Source organism: Streptosporangium sp. NPDC049046, assembly GCF_040649155.1.
Taxonomy (GTDB): Bacteria; Actinomycetota; Actinomycetes; order Streptosporangiales; family Streptosporangiaceae; genus Streptosporangium.
This window is the reverse complement of sequence record NZ_JBEZEZ010000028.1, coordinates 17,136-33,349: the sequence shown is the minus strand read 5'-3', so window position 1 is coordinate 33,349 and position 16,214 is coordinate 17,136. Positions and strand designations below refer to the sequence as shown.

The window sequence follows — 16,214 nt, the reverse complement described above, 5'->3', positions numbered from 1 at the left end:
GCGCCGCCCTCCCCGCGGACCCGGGAAAAGGTGTGGGCCGCTCACCTCGCACGAGGTGAGCGGCCCACACCTTTGTCTACGGGTGTTTACCGGCTATCGGGCCGTCGGCGCCAGCTCGTCCTTGTCGTAGACCTTCAGCCGCGAGTGCTCACCCCTGGGCTTACGCCGCAGCCGCTCCTTGAGCCGCTCCACCGTCACATACAGGGTCGGCACCAAAACCAGCGTCAGCAGCGTCGACGACAACAGCCCGCCGATCACCACGATCGCCAGCGGCTGGGAGATGAACCCGCCGGAACCGGTCAGCCCCAGCGCCATCGGGATCAACGCGCAGATCGTCGCCACCGCGGTCATCAGGATCGGCCGCAGCCTGCGCCGGCCACCCTCGATCACCGCCTCCACGATGCCCATCCCCTGCTCACGGTACTGGTTGATCAGGTCGATCAGCACGATCGCGTTGGTCACCACGACGCCGATCAGCATCAGCATGCCGATCAGGGCGGGAACCCCCATCGGCGTACCCGTCACCAGCAGCAGGCCCACCGCGCCGGTCGCCGCGAACGGCACCGACACCAGCAGGATCAGCGGCTGCACGAAGCTCCGGAACGCCGCCACCATGATCATGAAGACGATCGCGATCGCCGCCAGCATCGCCAGCCCCAGCTGCCCGAACGCCTCGTCCTGATCAGCGCTGACCCCGCCCATGGTGAAGCTCGCCCCCGCCGGCAACGCCAGGGCATCCAGCTTCGACGTCACCTCCGTCGTCACACTGCCCAGGTCACTGGCCGTCGCCGTACCCGACACCGTCGCGCTGCGCTCACCGTCGATCCGCGTCACCTGCGTGGGACCGTCCACCACGGCCACCTCCGCCACCTGCGACAACCTCACCACCCCCGTGGCCGTCGGCAACCGCAGCGCCTCCACCGCCTTGACGTCCTCAGGAGCGTCCGCGGTCCGCAACACCACCGCACCCGCGCGGCCGTCCAGCGTCAGCTCACCCAGCGGCGCCCCCCGGAACTGCTGCGCCACCAACTGGCCGATCTGCGTCTCGCTCAACCCCCTGGCCGCCGCCTTCTCCCGGTCGACCCGCACCTCGACCCGCTCGGCACCGTCCTCCAGGTTGGAGGTCACATCCCGCAACCCGCCCAGATCCGCCATCGCCGCGCGAACCGTCTCGGTCGCGCTACGCAGCGTCTCCACATCCGGCGCCTGCACGATCACCTGCAGCTGGTCGGTCGACCCGCCGCCGGGACCGCCCTGGCCGCCGCCCACCGTGACCGTGCCGATCTCCGAGGCCTTCAGCAGCGCCAACCGCTCGCGCAACTCCTCCTCCAACGCCGCGCTGTCGGTCTCCTCGGCGACCGTCACCGAGTACGACGCCCGATCACCACCGCCACCACCGGCGCCCAGGAAACCGCCGCCACCGCCCACGTTCACCTGGTAGTCGCGCACCCCCTGCAACGACGACAAAACCTCCTCGACCTTCTTGGCCGCCGCGTCCGTCGCCGCCAGGTCGGTGCCCGCCGGCATCCGCTGGCTGATCGAGACCGTGTCCTGCCCTGAGGAGTCGATGAAGTTGGTCTCCAACCGGCCCGCCAGCCCCATCGTCGCGGCGAACACCACCACCCCCACAAGCACCGTCACCAGCCGCCGCCGCGTCGCGAACCGCAACACCGGCAGATACGCCCGCTGCAGCGGACTGCGCAACTCCTTGGCCTCGGCCTTCTCACGCACCACCCGCGCCTGCTCCGGCGACAAAACCGGCGCCTTCAAGAACCAGTACGCCAGCACCGGCACCACCGTCAACGACACCAGCAGCGACGCCAGCAACGCCACCGTCACCGTGATCGCGAACGGCGCGAACAGCTGCCCCACCATGCCGCCCACCACCGCGATCGGCAAGAACACCGCCACCGTCGTCAGCGTCGAGGCCGTCACCGCGCCGCTGACCTCGCGCACCCCGGCCAGTACCGCCTTGCGCTTGGCCTCCCCGTAGCTCAGATGACGCTTGATGTTCTCCAAGACCACGATGGAGTCATCCACCACCCGGCCCACCGCGATCGTCAGCGCCCCCAGCGTCAGCAGGTTCAGCGAATAGTCGCCCACCCACAACGCGATCAACGCGATGATCACCGACAGCGGGATCGACGCCGCCGTCACCAGCGTCGAGCGCACCGACAACAAGAAGACCAAGATGACCAAAACCGCGAACGCCAGTCCCAGCAACCCCTCGGTCGTCAGGTCCTCGATCGAACGCTCCACATACGGCGCCTGATCGAAGATCACCGTGATCTCCGAGGAGTCCCCGATCGCCCGCACCATCTCCGGGAGCTTCTCGCGCACCGCGTGCGAGATCGCCACCGCGTTGCCGTCCGGCGCCATCGTCACCGACAGGCCCAGGCTCGGCTGCCCGTTGGTCCGCGTCAGCGACGTCGCCTCGGCCGGCGTCCGCTCCACCGTCGCCACCTCACCCAGCCGCACCGGCTTGGGAGCCGCCTGCGCACGCGCCTGCCCCTGCGGGGCCTGAGCAGCCGCCCCGCCCCCCGGCGCCTGCCGGGCCTGCGGCGGCGCCTGCTGCGCCTGCGGCGCAGCCGCAGGCATCAGATACAGATCCTTCAACTCCTCCAGCGTCTCGACCCGCGCCCCCACCTGAACCGTGAGCGACACCTTGTCCTCGGTCACGCTGCCCGCCGGAACCGGCTGCCCGTTGGCCCGCAGCACATCTCCCACCGCGGCCGGCGACAACCCCAGCGCCGCCAGCTTCCCGACATCCGGAGTGATCGTCACGACCTCGTCACGGGCGCCCGTCACCGTCGCCTCGCGCACCCCCTCCACAGCCCGCAACTCCGGCACCACCAGCCGCTCAAGCCGCTCGGCCATGGCCCGCTGATCACCGCCGTCCCCCACCGCCAGCTGCATCACCGGGATGTCGTCGGTCCCGCCCGACAGGACCTGCGGATCGACCGCCTCCGGCAGCTGCGTCCTGATCCGCGAGATCGCCTGCTGCATCTGCGCGACCGCCGCGTCGATGTCGGTGCCGTACTCGAACGCCACCTGGACCTGCGCCATCCCCTCCCGGGAGGTCGAGGTCACCTCCGAGACCCCCTCCAGCCCCTGGAAACTGTTCTCGATCGGCTTGGTCACCTGCTCCTCGACGATCTCAGGAGAGGCGCCCGGATACGGGGCCGCCACGAACGCCCCCGGGAACGACAGCGAGGGCAGCAGCTGTTGTTTCAGTGAGGGGATCGCGAAAAGACCGAACGCGCTCAACACCAGCGTGATCAGTATCACGAGGCTGCGGTTGGCGAGGCTCAACCTGGCCAGGGACGTCATGGAGGCAGGCTCCTCAGGGAGGGACATCACAACAAGATTCGTCCCAGACTAACACTTCGCCTCAGGCGAATATTTAACGAAGCTTACCAATCCTGATAACCTTCTCAGGAAGCGAGAGGTGAGCGTGAACAACGACGACCGCGAACAGCTGATCAACCACATCGGCGCCGTCCAGCGCGCCCTGGGCCGGCTCCTCGCCCAGCAAGGCCCCCCGACGCCACTGTTCGACTCCAACCTCACCATGCGCCAGCTCAAAGTCATCCTCATCCTTTCGGGCCAGGACCTCGCCTCCGGCCAGGACCTCGCCACCCACCTCGGCGTCGGCCTCGGCACGGTCACCGGCATCGTCGACCGCCTCGTCGCCCGCGGCCTCGTCACCCGCCGCGAAGACCCCCACGACCGCCGCATCCGCCGCGTCGAACTCACCCCCGCCGGACGCGCCCTCACCGAACAGATCACCGACGCCGGCCTCAACGAGTTCCGCCGCCTCCTGCAACACCTCGACACCCCCACCCTGCGCGACCTCGCCACGATCATGAACAAGATCCAACACGCCGCGCTCACCCGCTGAGACCACCACTCACCAGCCGAAAAACCCTCCCACCCCAAAAGGTAGGATGATAGGTTCTGTCGCTGTGACAGAACCCACAAACACCCTCTTCTCCCTCACCGGCCGCACCGCCCTCATCACCGGCGGCAGCTCCGGCATCGGACACACCATCGCCCACGCCCTCGGCCACGCCGGCGCCAACATCGTCATCGCCGCCCGCCGCACCACCCACCTCACCCAAACCCTCACCGAACTCCACCACCACAACATCAACGCCGCCACCATCACCGCCGACCTCGCCAACCCCGACGACATCACCCACCTCTGCCACCAAGCCCCCACCTTCTTCGGCGACATCGACATCCTCGTCAACAACGCCGCCAACAACATCCGCCCCCCCATGACAGAACTCACCACCGACGACTACCACCAGACAATGGCCGTCAACATCACCGCCCCCTACCTCCTCGGCCAACACTTCGGCCCCCTCATGGCCCAACGCGGCTGGGGCCGCATCATCAACATCGGCTCCCAGCAATCCATCAGAGCCTTCGGCAACAGCGGCGCCTACGGCATCTCCAAAGCCGCCATCACCGGACTCACCCGCTCCCAAGCAGAAGCCTGGTCCCCCCACGGCGTCTGCGCCAACACCATCATCCCCGGCTTCGTCCTCACCCCCCTCACCCAAACCGTCCAAGACACCCCCGGCCTCCCCGAAGCACTCGCCGCCCGCACCCTCACCGGCCGCAACGGCCACCCCGCCGACTACGCCGGCATCGCCGTCCTCCTCGCAAGCAACGCCAGCGCCTACATCACCGGCCAAGCCATCTGCGTCGACGGCGGCTTCTCCGTCCACTGACCACCCAGCACCCCACCCCCACCAAACCCCCCATAATTGAATACGCCCCGGATCCACCACACCGGCCGGGAAACACCCATGACCACCACCCAGCACCCCACCAACGCCCGCAAAGCCCTCTCCTACTTCTTCATCCTCCTCGGCATCACCTCCGGAGCCTGGGCCGCCCGCATCCCCGCCGTCAAACACACCCTCGACCTCAGCGACGGCCAACTCAGCTACGGCCTCCTCGCCACCGCCCTCGGACTCGTCACCGGCATGCGCTTCGCCGGACACCTCACCGACCACCTCGGCAGCGCCCGCCTCATCACCCCCGCCGCCATCGCCACCGCACTGTCCGTCATCCCCCCCGGCTACGCCACCACCCTGCCCACCCTCATCGCCGCCCTATTCCTCTTCGGCCTCACCAACGCCTTCCTCGACGTCTCCATGAACGCCCACGGCGTCGAAGTCGAACGCGCCTACCACCGCCCCCTGCTGTCCTCCTTCCACGGCATGTTCAGCATCGGCGGCCTCATCGGCGCCGGCATCGGCGCCACCTTCGCCCACCTCCACCTCAGCGCCGCCACCACCCTCACCGCCGTCGGCATCCCCCTCGCCCTCATCTCCCTGTACGCCCGCCGCCACCTCCTGCCCACCCCACCACCTCCCCCAACCCCCACCCACCACCGCCACCACCGCACCCGCGCCCCATGGACCGGCTGGATCATCCTCATGGGAACCGTCGCCTTCGCAGGCCTCGTCGGAGAAGGCGCCGCCAACGACTGGACGGCCGTCTACCTCTTCCAGAACCTCGGCGCCCCCCAAGCACTCGCCGCCGCCGGATTCGCCGTCTTCTCCACCACCATGACCATCGGCCGCTTCGCCGGAGACCACCTCGCCCAACGCTTCGGACCGGTACGCCTGGTGCGCTACTCCGGCCTCACCGCCGCCCTCGGCCTCGGCACAGCACTACTCGCCGGCCAGATCCCCATCGCCTTCATCGGATTCGCCCTGTTCGGCCTCGGCCTGTCCACCATCGTTCCCCAGATCTTCTCCGCCGCGGGCAACCACGACCCCGCCCGCGCCGGCCAGGCCATCGCCCAGGTCGCCACCGTCGGCTACGCCGGCCTCCTCGCGGGCCCCGCCATCATCGGCGGCGCCGCCGAACTCATCGGCCTGCCCGCGGCCCTGGGCATCCCCGCCCTGCTCGCCGCCTTCATGGCCGCCTCCGCCGCGGCACTGCGCCCCCGTACGACATCATGACCGGCCAACGACGCGGGTTTGCCTTTGGTGGATGGGTCTTTAGTCCGCTGTGAATGATCTTGAACCTGACCCGACACCTTTACAACGTAGATTAATAGATGTTCGATGCCCACACCACAGGCAGGCGAAATCCGGATGAGCCCAGGGTGCCCGGGTTGTTAGAGTGACCGTCATGGCACGAGGTATCTGGTCGCAGAAGATCCGCTCCGCCCGCTGACGGCGGCGCCTTCTTCCTGCTGAATCCGCGCTCGCCGTCCCGGTTCCCGCCGGGCGGCCTCTTACCGCTGCCCGGCTCCACTGCGAGCTGCGGAGCACCGTTGAACCTCAACCCGACCCCCGAAACCATCTCCCTGCCCATCGAGGCAGGCGACAGCGCGCACGTCCGCGCCACGAACGTCACCGTCACCCGTGGATCCCGGCGTGTCCTGAACAACGTCTCGGTCACCGTCTCCGCCCGATCGAGAATCGCCGTCGTCGGCGAGAACGGCCGCGGCAAGACGACACTGCTGCACGTCCTCGCCGGACTGATCACGCCGGACGAAGGCACCGTGCACCGGGCCGGCACGATCGGCCTGGCCCGTCAGGAACTGTTCGCACGAGACGGTGAGACCGTCGCCACCTTGACCTCCCAGGCACTGGCCGCCTCCCTCGCGGCTCTCGGCGCGCTGCGAGAGGCGACCCTCGCCATGACCGAGGGCGATCCCAGCGCCGACGACCGCTACGCCGCCGCGCTCGACGCCGCCACCCGGCTCGACGCATGGGACGCCGAACGCCGCCTCGACGTCGCCCTCGAATCCCTCGGCGCCTGCACCGACCGCGACCGTCCCCTGGCGACGCTGTCGGTCGGGCAGCGCTACCGGGTGCGGCTGGCGTGCCTGCTCGGCGCACGGCACGACGTTCTACTGCTCGACGAGCCGACCAACCACCTTGACGCCGGCGGGCTGGACTTCCTGACCGGCAGACTGCGCGAGCACGACGGCGCCCTCGCCGTCGTCAGCCACGACCGGGCACTGCTGCGCGACGTCGCGGACCGCTTCCTCGACCTCGACCCGGCCCGCGACGGCAAACCACATCTGTACGCCGGCGGTTACGACGCCTGGCAAGACGCCCGGCGTCGCGAACGTGAGCGCTGGGAGCAGGACCACGAGCAGCAGCAGGCCGAGCACCGGCGACTGCAGGAGGCGGTCTCGAAGGCCCGTGACCGGCTCTCCACCGGCTGGCGGCCGGACAAGGGAACCGGCAAGCACCAGCGCCAGTCCCGCGCGCCGGGCGTGGTGCAGGCCCTGAACCGGCAGCAGGACGCCCTGCGGGCGCACCGCATCGACGTACCGCAGCCGCCGTCGGCCCTGCGGTGGCCGGACCTGGGCGTCCGGCAGGGCGCGCCGCAGTTGCGCGCGCACGGCGTCGCCGTCGACGGGCGGCTGACCGGCCCGGTCGACCTCACTCTCGACGGGGGCGACCGGCTGCTCGTCACCGGGCCGAACGGCGCCGGGAAGTCCACATTGCTCGCGGTGCTGGCCGGCTCGCTCCAACCCACCGACGGGCATCTCTGGACGGCGAAGGGCGCGCGAATCGCCTGGGTCACCCAGGAGACCGCCGAGCAGGCCCCCGGACTCACCGCCCTTGAGGCGCACGCCCGCCAGGTGGGGCGGCTGGTGGCCTGCGGGGCGCTGCGCGACGCCGACGCCGTACCGCTCGGGGCGCTCGGGCTTTTCGACTCCGCCGCGATGCGCGTCCCGGTCGAGCGGATGTCGCAGGGACAACAGCGGCGCCTCGGCCTGGCGCTGGCGCTGGCCGGGCGGCCCGGTCTGATCCTGCTCGACGAACCGACCAATCACCTGTCGTCGACGCTGGTCGAGGAGTTGACCGACGCGATCCGCGACACGAGCGCCGCCGTCGTCGTGGCCACACACGACCGGCAACTGCTGCGCGACCTCGCCGACTGGCCGCGCCTGGAGATAGGCGGGTCGGCACCGCGATCCGGCTGATGTGACGCTCGGTCGCATAGGCTCGCAGAACCCGATGACTCCTCGACGTGCTCGGCCGGTGAGTCCTGGCCGTTCGGCCCGTTCACCGTCGTGACGCCGGCGACGACCGGGTGCCGAAGGAGACGAGAAGAAGGCGGTGTCGATGTCCGACCCGGTGCGATGGCCGTCCAGGCTGCCGGTCATGCAGGCTCCCATGGCCGGTGGGGCCTCCACCCCCGAACTGGCCGCGGCCGTGTCCGAAGCCGGGGGCCTGGGGTTTCTCGCGGCCGGCTACAGGACGGCCGCGCAGATGCGCCAGGAGATCGAGCGGACACGCGAGCTCACCTCCCACCCGTTCGGGGTGAACGTGTTCATGCCCACGGCCGACGACGTCGACCAGGCCGAGATCGACGACTACGCGCGAGCCATCGGGAAAGAGGCACGGCGGCTGAGCACCACCTTGGGAGTCCCGGTCGGGGGCGACGACGACTTCCCCGCCAAGGTCGCCGACCTGCTGGCGGATCCGCCGGCGATGGTGGGGTTCACCTTCGGGTGCCCACAGGACGAGCTGGTCCAGGCGTTCCGCGACAGGGGTACCACCGTGGTGGTCACGGTGACGTCGGCGGCCGAGGCGCGGCTCGCCTCGGCCGCCGACATGCTGTGCGTCCAAGGTGAGGAGGCCGGCGGTCACCGCGGGTCGTTCACCAACGCGGACGCCGAGGCGATGCCCCTGGAGCGCCTGCTGTCTCAGGTGCGGAAGGTCTCACGGCTTCCCCTCATCGCGGGCGGTGCCGTCGCCACGGCCGCCGACGTCTCCCGGGTCCTGTCGGCGGGAGCGACCGCGGCCGCGGCGGGCACCGCCTTCCTGCTCTGTCCCGAGAGCGGCACCGGCGCGACCCACCGCGCGGCGCTGACCGATCCTCACTTCACCCGCACCGCCGTTACCAGGGCCTTCACCGGGCGCCCCGCACGCGGCCTGGTCAACCGGTTCATGACGGAGTACTCCGGCCGGGCCCCCGCGGCCTACCCGCAGATCCACCACCTGACGGCGCCGCTGCGCCGCGCCGCGGCGGCCGGCGGAGACGCGCAGACGCTGCACCTGTGGGCGGGCACCTCCTGGAGGCGGGCACGCGAGGCGCCCGCGGCGGAGGTCACCGCCGGCCTGGCCGCGATCTGAAAACGGCCCTCGGCCCACACCACCGGAAAAAACCAGACCCACCACAGGTCCCAGGCTCGGAAACCACCCGCGTGACAGGTCACGGACAGCCATGCGACCGGTACGCGCCGCGATACGAGAAAGACCGCCGGCTCCGGCTCCTCCCCCCGCCGAACACGGCTTCGGCAACCTCACCTGGGGAGGGAGCGCTCCCACCGCAAATGGATGATTGAGCAGGTCAGGATGGGTAGTGACCTTGCACAACTTTCACAGCGACCGTTCTGGTTCTGGCGGACACGTCGGTAGCGCCCCCGGTGAAAGCCACAGACGGCACTCACGTAAAGGGGACGGGCATGCACACCGACCAGCGTGGCCACTGGCCGATCAGCACCGACCTGATCGGCCTGCGGCGGCATCTGCACCGCTACATGAGCCAGGTCGGCCTGGCCGGAACCCGGCGCGACGACCTGCTGCTCGCGGCCAACGAGGCGGTCATCAACGTGCTGGAGCACGGCGACGCGGCCGGAAGCGTGAGCGTCTGGCACGACGAGGCGGACCTCGTCGTCGACGTCGTCGACGACGCCGGACGCCTCACTCCCGAGCAGGCCGACCGTCCCCGGCCCACCCCGGGCTCGGTGCGCGGGTTCGGGCTGTGGCTGATGGGCCGGCTTTGCGACGAGTTCAGCATCCGCCAGAGCGACGGCCGATCCCTCGTCCGGCTGCGGATGCACCTGAACGTCGTCTCCGGCGCCGCCGGATAGCCCGCCAGGGCTCTTTTGACCGGGTCGACGTCGTGAGGTGACCGGTGTCGCAGAAGAACCGCCGTGAGCGGCGACATCACGGCCGGCGGCGTAAGAGGGCCGGGCTGCGGTCATCGCCCGCCGGCCCGCGCCCTGCGACGAGACCGCGTTCCGCACGCACGGCAGGCCGCCGGGCTCAGCCGGTGAGCGAGTCCGGCTCCCGCGAGCGAGCGGCCGTGAACATCAGCGGGGTGCCGACCCCGTGCCGGGCACTCGCGTCGGCGAGAAAGGCGGCCAGCCACCCCAGCGCGTCCAACGACCACTCGGCCAGGGTGCCGCGCAGGGCGACTCGGTGACGGGCGGGACCGAGCCACAACTCGTCGATGACGGTGGGTTCCAGGATCACGTCGTCGTCCGTCACGGTGAGCGAGTCGCACAAGAAGACGTCCTGGTCGAGTTCCCGCATCCACCTGAGCATCTCGGGCGCCGCCGAGCGGATGGACGGATCCTGCCCGCCGTCCAGCGTCACCCGCACCCGTGTTCGCAGGTGCGGGTCACCGTCGGCGAACCAGCCCGCGTCCTGGAGCAGGGTCATCACCGCGCTCCCCTGCGACGAGGTGTCCGTCGGCGCTTCAAGACTCTGCACGGGCAGCAGGACCTGAAGCGCCTCCAGGCGCAAAGCGCCGATACGGGCCACGACGTCGTCCGCGCACGACAGGAACGCCTGCACCGGCAATGGCCGACCGGCCGGGACCGGCGTGGTCAACGACACCTGAAACCACGCGACGCGCGCCGGTCGCGATGATTCCGGAAGCGGATCCTGCCCGGCGTCGTTCATACCCCACAGGCCGCCGGACGCGTTCTGCGCGGCCTCGGTGAGCCATCCCATCGCGGAGGCTCTCGCGGCGAACAGACTGTAGGCGTCGGAGGAGGCGACGAGAGGATATCGCCACGGGTGCGGCACCAGCTCACCGTGCAAAGACACGAGCATGGTGCCGGCCGGTCTGATTCTCACGTCGCCTCCTCGGGGTCACCGCCTGCAGTAGATGTTCTGGCCCGGGGTGACGAGCTTGCCCGGGTCGTCGGCCAGGCCGACCAGGTCCACGTCGATGACGCTACGCCACCCGGTCAGGCTGCTGCTGTTGCAGCCCGCACGCCCGGTCGCGCGGTTGCCGGCCCCGCCGCCGGACCTCACCGTCGCGCTGCCCACCGTGCCGGCGTTTCTCCAGCTGCCGTCAGCGTAATACTGCTGCAGCTGCACGGTGACGATCGCGAGCGTGGCATTGCAGTTGCCGTTGATCCACCAGCCGTGCCCGGACGCCTCGAAGGCGGAGCTGGAGACGTGGACGTAGTCGCCCCTGGTCTCGAAGTAACACACCGCGGAAAGCGATCGGCCGTTCTCCGGGGAACTCGTGTTTCTTGAGATCGCCTCACCACCTGCGGGCGCGGGTGCCGGAACGGGAGCGGGCGCGGGCGGAGGGGCGGGCGCGGGTCGCGCCAGGGCCGCGCTCGCCGAGGTCGGTGACATCCCGAGAAGCAACGCGCCCACGATGCCGACCGTCGTGGAGATCGTACGAAAAGAGTGACGCATGACCGCACCTCCGAGCTGAGTCGAGCAGGATCGGGGCTGTCGCGCACCCCCGTCCGGCGGTTGAAAGCACGCGCGGCGCCGACCTCGATCGGCGCGCGGCAAAAATAAAAGTTTCATTGTCGTTCTATTGTGTCAAGAAAATTAAAATCATTAAGCGACGTTTCGCCGCCATATGATTTATGATTTCGCATGCGCGCCGAAATTTCGCTCTTGATTATTTTCGCGGCGATTTATCGCAAATGCCCAATAAGCCGGAAGTGGGGAATTAAATATGTGTTTTTCTGATGATGTGAGCTGGAAATCCTGAGTGTCACGCCGACGGGCGGGCGAGTTTGGCGGCCACGGCGTCGAGGACCCACTCCAGGCCCGTCGCGAAGGACGTCTCGGCGTCCACCTCCGTGCCGTCGTGTATGGCCTTGGCGAGCCCCCGACGCCCGCCCCCCGGGCGGCACGCTGGACCTGCACGAAGAGATGGGCCAGCTCGCGCTGGACAAGGCAGGACTGCTGACGCACTTCCAGGCGCTGTCTCGCCCCGAGGGACAGGCCATGCGCATCCTGGACACGGACGGGACCGTCCTGCGCGACTGGCAACCGCGTCCGGGTGACCGCGCCAATCCCGAGATCGACCGGGGGCAACTGCGTGACCTGCTGCTCGGTCCCCTCGACGTCCAATGGGGACGGGGCGTGATACAGGTGGTACCGGAAACCGGGGACGGCGTGCTGATCCGTTTCGCGGACAGGCGGCAGGAGACGTTCGATCTCGTGATCGGCGCGGACGGTGCCTGGTCCAGGGTCCGCCCGGCACTCTCGTCCGCGACACCGCACTACACCGGCGTCACCCTGGTCGAGACCTCCCTGGACGACGTCGACACCCGCCACCCCGACCTCGCCCGGCTGATCGGCGACGGTTCCGTCGCCGTGTACGGCGTGAACCGCGCCCTCGTCGCCCAGCGCAACAGCGGCGGCCACGTCAAGGTGTACGCCCAGTTCCGCGCGCCGCTGGACTGGTACACGAACCCGCAGCGGCGCACAGGCCCGGATGCGGGCCTGGACCCGGCCGACGTCGAAGCCGTGCGATCAAGCCTGCTCACCCTGTTCGACGGCTGGGCCTACCCCGTCCTCGACCTCCTCCGCCACGGCACCGCCTTCTTCCACCGCCCCCTCCACGTCCTGCCCGTGCCCCACACCTGGACCCATGTCCCCGGTGTGACGCTACTGGGCGACGCCGCCCACCTGATGCCCCCGTTGGGGGCGGGCGCGAACCTCGCGATGCTGGAGGGCGCGGAACTCGCCGAGGCCGTCGCCGCCGCCCCTGGCCCAGAGGAGCTGGACGAGGCCGTCCGCGCCTTCGAGGAACGGATGTGGACACGGGCCGACAGGTGGGCGAAATTCACGACGGCCGGTCTGGAACGCCTCGTGAGCCCGGACCCCGCCGAAGCCCTCGCCCTCTTCGACGAGGTCCAGCCCTCTTGAAGGCCAAGCGCGAGAGCACCGACGCCCGACCGGCCCGTGCGGTGTCCCTGCGGTCACCGGGGACGGTCGCGCCCCTTGGCAACCGAAACAGATGCAGTACCAGCCGACGCTACTGGACGGCTTCGTCACCGAGACCGGGCTGTCCCTCCAATCGGACAACAAGGGTCTACTGCGGCCTCGATCGCCTGTTTCATCTCCCGTGCGCCGTGCTCGATGCGAACGCGGACCTCGGCGGCTCGCGTGTGGGGCAGCACGTTGGTGGTCCAGATCAGCCGCCCCCTTTCGTCACCCTCCGGGTGGACTTCGAACGAGGCGTGGTGGTGCTCGAGCGGTGGTCTCGCGCCTTCGACAACCGAATAGGTCAAGCAGCGGGAGTCATCATCGATCGCGACAATCAACTCGCGGATGACGTGCCCATCGGGAAAGGTCAGGAACCGCTCGTCCCCATCCAACCGGGTGTCGATGACACGGCCCGGCAACAGACGTTCGTGCACGGCTCCGACGTCACGCAGCACATCCCAGATGTGCTCGGGAGACGCCTCGATGACGATCTCGTGGCGAATGGTCGCGGTCATGGCCGCTGTCCGACCTGGCGCAGATGGTCGGCGAGGCGATGCTGGTTGGCGGCCAGCCGCAGGCACAGGTCGCGCAGAACGATCAGCTCCTCAGGGGTGAACCCCTGGAACATCGCCCGCATGGCGAGCCGCGACGGCTCGCGGAACGCCTCCACCCACGCCCGTCCCGCAGATGTGATCTCGGCCAGGACCGAACGTCGATCCCCGGGGTCGGGAACCCGACGGACAAGCCCGTCGTGCTCCAATGTGTCGACCAGCCCGGTGGCGTTGCGGGGGCTGATCCCGGCCGCCCGGGCCAGCTCGCCGATACTGATGCCGCGTTCGCCGGCGTGGAGACGGATCAGCAGGTCGAGCGCGCCCGCGCTGACCCCTCGCCCCTGGGAGCCGTGGGCGCGCATGCGCTCGACGGCATGGTTGGCGGTCCGGACGGCGGCACCCGCCTCGAAGGTGAGCAGGTCTCCGTCGTCGGCGGCGAACCGGGCCATCGCGACCCTGACCCGAGGATCATAGAGAAAGCCCTCGGGGTCACTCTCATAAACATTTACGTCCTTCATCATGAAGGACAACAATATTACGTGCTTCCATACTTTGTCAGTCTATCCCTGACGGCCCCCAGGAAAAATCGGAGAGGCACACGAAGAAGCAGGGATCGAAGCATGCACGATCGCCACCCTGCCTCCCCGCCCCCCAATGCCCCCACGCCCGGGTCCACCCGCCCGGCCCGCTCTCGGAAAGAGACAGAGCCTCCGGACCGGATACCAGACGAGCCGAGCGACACATCACCGCGATCGAACCGTGTCGGCCCCTAACGGAGACGGGGATCGTGGGCCGTGATCCGGTACCCCACCCCGGGAGTCGTGGTGATGGCCGAGGGCTCGCCGAGCTTACGGCGCAGGCGGCCGATGGTGACCGTGACGGTGTTGGTCAGGGGGTTGGCGTGCTCGTCCCACACCTGTTCGAGCAGGTCCTCGGCACTGAGGAACGCCGGAGCGGCGTGGAGAAGGGCTTCGAGCAGGGCGAACTCCTTGACCGACAGGTCCAGGTGACGGCCGTCGCGGGTGGCGGTACGGCGCAGCGGGTCGAGCTCGATGCCGGCCGCGCGCAGCGTGCGAGGCCGGGCGGTGGGCCGGCGGCGGGCCAGGGAGCGGATGCGCAACACCAGCTCGGGGAAGTGGAAGGGCTTGGCCAGGTAGTCGTCGGCCCCCAGGGTCAGGCCGGTGACCCGGTCGGCGGGCGAGCCGGCGGCGGTCAGCATCAGGACCATGACACGCTCGTCGCGCTCGGCGATCATCCGGCAGAGGGCGTCGCCGTGGATGCCCGGCAGGTCGCGGTCGAGGACGACCACGTCGTAGGCGTTGAGGTCGAGCTTGGCGGCGGCCTCCAGGCCGTCGTGGGCCACGTCCACGGCCATGCCCTGATCGCTCAGGCCTTCGACGAGCACGGCGGCGAGAGCGCGGGCGTCTTCGACCACGAGCACTCTCACGCCGCAACCTCCGCCGGCACGGCCACCAGGGGCAGCGAGATGGCGACGCGGAGGCCGCCTTCCGGCCGGGCCCGCAGGTCGAGGGTGCCGCCGTGCGCGGCGACGATGGCCGCGACGATCGAAAGGCCGAGCCCGGAGCCGCTGCCGGAGTGGGTACGGTCGGTGCCAAGACGCTGGAAGGGCTCCACCAGTCGGTCGACCTGCTCCTGGTCGAAGACGCGTCCGCCGGTCTCGACGACGAGCCGGGCCTTGGTGTCGTCGGTGTCGTCGGTGGTGGTGAGGCGGATCCAGCCCTCTTCGCGGTTGTGGGTGATGGCGTTGTCGACGACGTTGTCGATCATTCGGGTGAGGAGCGTACTGTTCCCCCGCGTCCACGCGCCGTCGTCGACACAGCCCGCCGAGTCGACGACGAGGCGATGGGCGCTGATGTCGGCGGCCCGGGCGTGCAGGGCGGCGCTCGCCAGTTCGCGCAGCGACAGCCTCGTGCGGTCGGCCAGGGCACCGCGCTGGGCGCGGGCGAGCGTGAGGAAACCTTCCAGCAGCCGATCGACCTGATCGAGTTCGGTGCGCAGCCGGCCGGCCAGCGCCACCGTCTGCACCGGTACGGGCTCCGGCTTGGCCAGGGCCACGTCCAAGGACGCGCGCATGGTGGCCAGCGGAGTGCGGAGCTCGTGGGAGGCGTTGGCGACGAACCGGCGTTGCGCGGCGAACGAGCCCTCCAGCCGTTCCAGCAGCTCGTCGACGGTGTCGGCGAGATCTTTGACCTCGTCGGCCGGACCTCGCAGGGCCAGCCGCTCGTGCAGGTTGTCGGCCGAGATCCGCCGGGTGGACGCGGTGATCATCCGCAGTGGGCGCAGCACCCTGCCCGCGACGATCCGGCCCAGGACGACCGACACCACGGCCATGACCCCGAGTGCCAGCGCCGAACCGATCAGGAGCCGGCGTGACTGATCCGCATGGACGTCGGAAAGCCGGGCCTGGAGCCAGGCGATGCGATCCATGGCGGCGGCGAGCGTGACCGGCTCGACCGGCGAGGCCCCAGGGGGCGCGACCTGGCTGACCTTCGTCTCTCCGAGCCCCACCAGGTTGTTGATGGCCAGCAGCCCGACCGCGGACAGCAGGAACATGGCACCGTACAGAACGGTGAAGCGCAATCGTACGGTGCGTGCAGGTCGTCGCCACTTTCGCATGGCATCCAGGATGCCGTGCCTGACCTAACAGCGGTGTGACAGCGCCCGTTCGACC

General features: G+C 69.6%; 14 protein-coding genes. 7 read left to right on the top strand and 7 right to left on the bottom strand.

Features of this window, described 5'->3' with window-relative positions:
- Positions 1-93: 93 nt before the first annotated feature.
- Entirely contained in the window at positions 94-3,330 is a 3,237-nt protein-coding gene (locus AB0B96_RS31730; RefSeq protein ID WP_362904625.1) for an efflux RND transporter permease subunit, read from the bottom strand.
- A gap of 118 nt (positions 3,331-3,448) precedes the next feature.
- Between AB0B96_RS31730 and AB0B96_RS31725 the strand changes: the two genes are divergently transcribed.
- The 6 genes from AB0B96_RS31725 (at position 3,449) to AB0B96_RS31700 (ending at position 9,868) form a co-directional block, all read left to right on the top strand.
- Positions 3,449-3,901: a MarR family transcriptional regulator gene (locus tag AB0B96_RS31725; protein WP_362904623.1), complete on the top strand. Its 453-nt coding sequence runs from the start codon at positions 3,449-3,451 to the stop codon at positions 3,899-3,901.
- Between the two features lie 64 nt (positions 3,902-3,965).
- Positions 3,966-4,739, top strand: coding sequence for an SDR family oxidoreductase (locus AB0B96_RS31720; RefSeq protein ID WP_362904621.1), 774 nt, complete (start codon positions 3,966-3,968; stop codon positions 4,737-4,739).
- A gap of 78 nt (positions 4,740-4,817) precedes the next feature.
- A complete protein-coding gene (locus AB0B96_RS31715; RefSeq protein ID WP_362904619.1) occupies positions 4,818-5,984 on the top strand; it encodes an MFS transporter in 1,167 nt (388 codons plus the stop codon).
- Positions 5,985-6,301: 317 nt separating this feature from the next.
- Entirely contained in the window at positions 6,302-7,972 is a 1,671-nt protein-coding gene (locus AB0B96_RS31710; RefSeq protein WP_362904617.1) for an ABC-F family ATP-binding cassette domain-containing protein, read from the top strand.
- Between the two features lie 142 nt (positions 7,973-8,114).
- Entirely contained in the window at positions 8,115-9,128 is a 1,014-nt protein-coding gene (locus tag AB0B96_RS31705) for a nitronate monooxygenase (protein WP_362904615.1), read from the top strand.
- A 332-nt stretch (positions 9,129-9,460) separates the two neighbouring features.
- Positions 9,461-9,868 (top strand): ATP-binding protein, encoded by a 408-nt coding sequence (locus AB0B96_RS31700; protein ID WP_362904613.1) that lies wholly within the window; start codon positions 9,461-9,463, stop codon positions 9,866-9,868.
- A gap of 175 nt (positions 9,869-10,043) precedes the next feature.
- On the opposite strand, the gene AB0B96_RS31695 is transcribed toward AB0B96_RS31700, so the two are convergent.
- Complete coding sequence (locus AB0B96_RS31695; protein WP_362904611.1) at positions 10,044-10,862, bottom strand: hypothetical protein; 819 nt, start codon at positions 10,860-10,862, stop codon at positions 10,044-10,046.
- A gap of 15 nt (positions 10,863-10,877) precedes the next feature.
- Positions 10,878-11,438 (bottom strand): hypothetical protein, encoded by a 561-nt coding sequence (locus AB0B96_RS31690; protein ID WP_350949907.1) that lies wholly within the window; start codon positions 11,436-11,438, stop codon positions 10,878-10,880.
- A gap of 471 nt (positions 11,439-11,909) precedes the next feature.
- Here AB0B96_RS31690 and AB0B96_RS31685 point away from each other — a divergent pair, with 471 nt between their 5' ends.
- Positions 11,910-12,911 carry an FAD-dependent monooxygenase gene (locus AB0B96_RS31685; protein WP_362904609.1) on the top strand — a complete coding sequence of 334 codons (1,002 nt, stop codon included), beginning with the start codon at positions 11,910-11,912 and terminating at the stop codon, positions 12,909-12,911.
- Between the two features lie 125 nt (positions 12,912-13,036).
- On the opposite strand, the gene AB0B96_RS31680 is transcribed toward AB0B96_RS31685, so the two are convergent.
- The 4 genes from AB0B96_RS31680 to AB0B96_RS31665 form a co-directional block, all read right to left on the bottom strand.
- On the bottom strand, positions 13,037-13,486 hold the full coding sequence (locus tag AB0B96_RS31680; protein ID WP_362904607.1) for an SRPBCC family protein: 450 nt from the start codon (positions 13,484-13,486) through the stop codon (positions 13,037-13,039).
- A complete protein-coding gene (locus tag AB0B96_RS31675; protein ID WP_362904605.1) occupies positions 13,483-14,043 on the bottom strand; it encodes a MarR family transcriptional regulator in 561 nt (186 codons plus the stop codon). Before AB0B96_RS31675 ends, AB0B96_RS31680 begins: the two co-directional genes overlap by 4 nt.
- 248 nt (positions 14,044-14,291) lie before the next feature.
- Positions 14,292-14,969, bottom strand: coding sequence for a response regulator transcription factor (locus tag AB0B96_RS31670; protein WP_362904603.1), 678 nt, complete (start codon positions 14,967-14,969; stop codon positions 14,292-14,294).
- A complete protein-coding gene (locus AB0B96_RS31665) occupies positions 14,966-16,159 on the bottom strand; it encodes a HAMP domain-containing sensor histidine kinase (protein ID WP_362904601.1) in 1,194 nt (397 codons plus the stop codon). Before AB0B96_RS31665 ends, AB0B96_RS31670 begins: the two co-directional genes overlap by 4 nt.
- Between the last annotated feature and the right edge of the window lie 55 nt (positions 16,160-16,214).

Bases quoted from the DNA above. Each gene is read 5' to 3' on its own strand.
- AB0B96_RS31730 (WP_362904625.1), bottom strand. From the start codon at position 3,330: ATGACGTCCCTGGCCAGGTTGAGCCTCGCCAACCGCAGCCTCGTGATA.
- AB0B96_RS31715 (WP_362904619.1), top strand. From the start codon at position 4,818: ATGACCACCACCCAGCACCCCACCAACGCCCGCAAAGCCCTCTCCTAC.
- AB0B96_RS31705 (WP_362904615.1), top strand. From the start codon at position 8,115: ATGTCCGACCCGGTGCGATGGCCGTCCAGGCTGCCGGTCATGCAGGCT.
- AB0B96_RS31700 (WP_362904613.1), top strand. From the start codon at position 9,461: ATGCACACCGACCAGCGTGGCCACTGGCCGATCAGCACCGACCTGATC.
- AB0B96_RS31690 (WP_350949907.1), bottom strand. From the start codon at position 11,438: ATGCGTCACTCTTTTCGTACGATCTCCACGACGGTCGGCATCGTGGGC.
- AB0B96_RS31685 (WP_362904609.1), top strand. From the start codon at position 11,910: ATGGGCCAGCTCGCGCTGGACAAGGCAGGACTGCTGACGCACTTCCAG.
- AB0B96_RS31680 (WP_362904607.1), bottom strand. From the start codon at position 13,486: ATGACCGCGACCATTCGCCACGAGATCGTCATCGAGGCGTCTCCCGAG.
- AB0B96_RS31675 (WP_362904605.1), bottom strand. From the start codon at position 14,043: ATGATGAAGGACGTAAATGTTTATGAGAGTGACCCCGAGGGCTTTCTC.
- AB0B96_RS31665 (WP_362904601.1), bottom strand. From the start codon at position 16,159: ATGCGAAAGTGGCGACGACCTGCACGCACCGTACGATTGCGCTTCACC.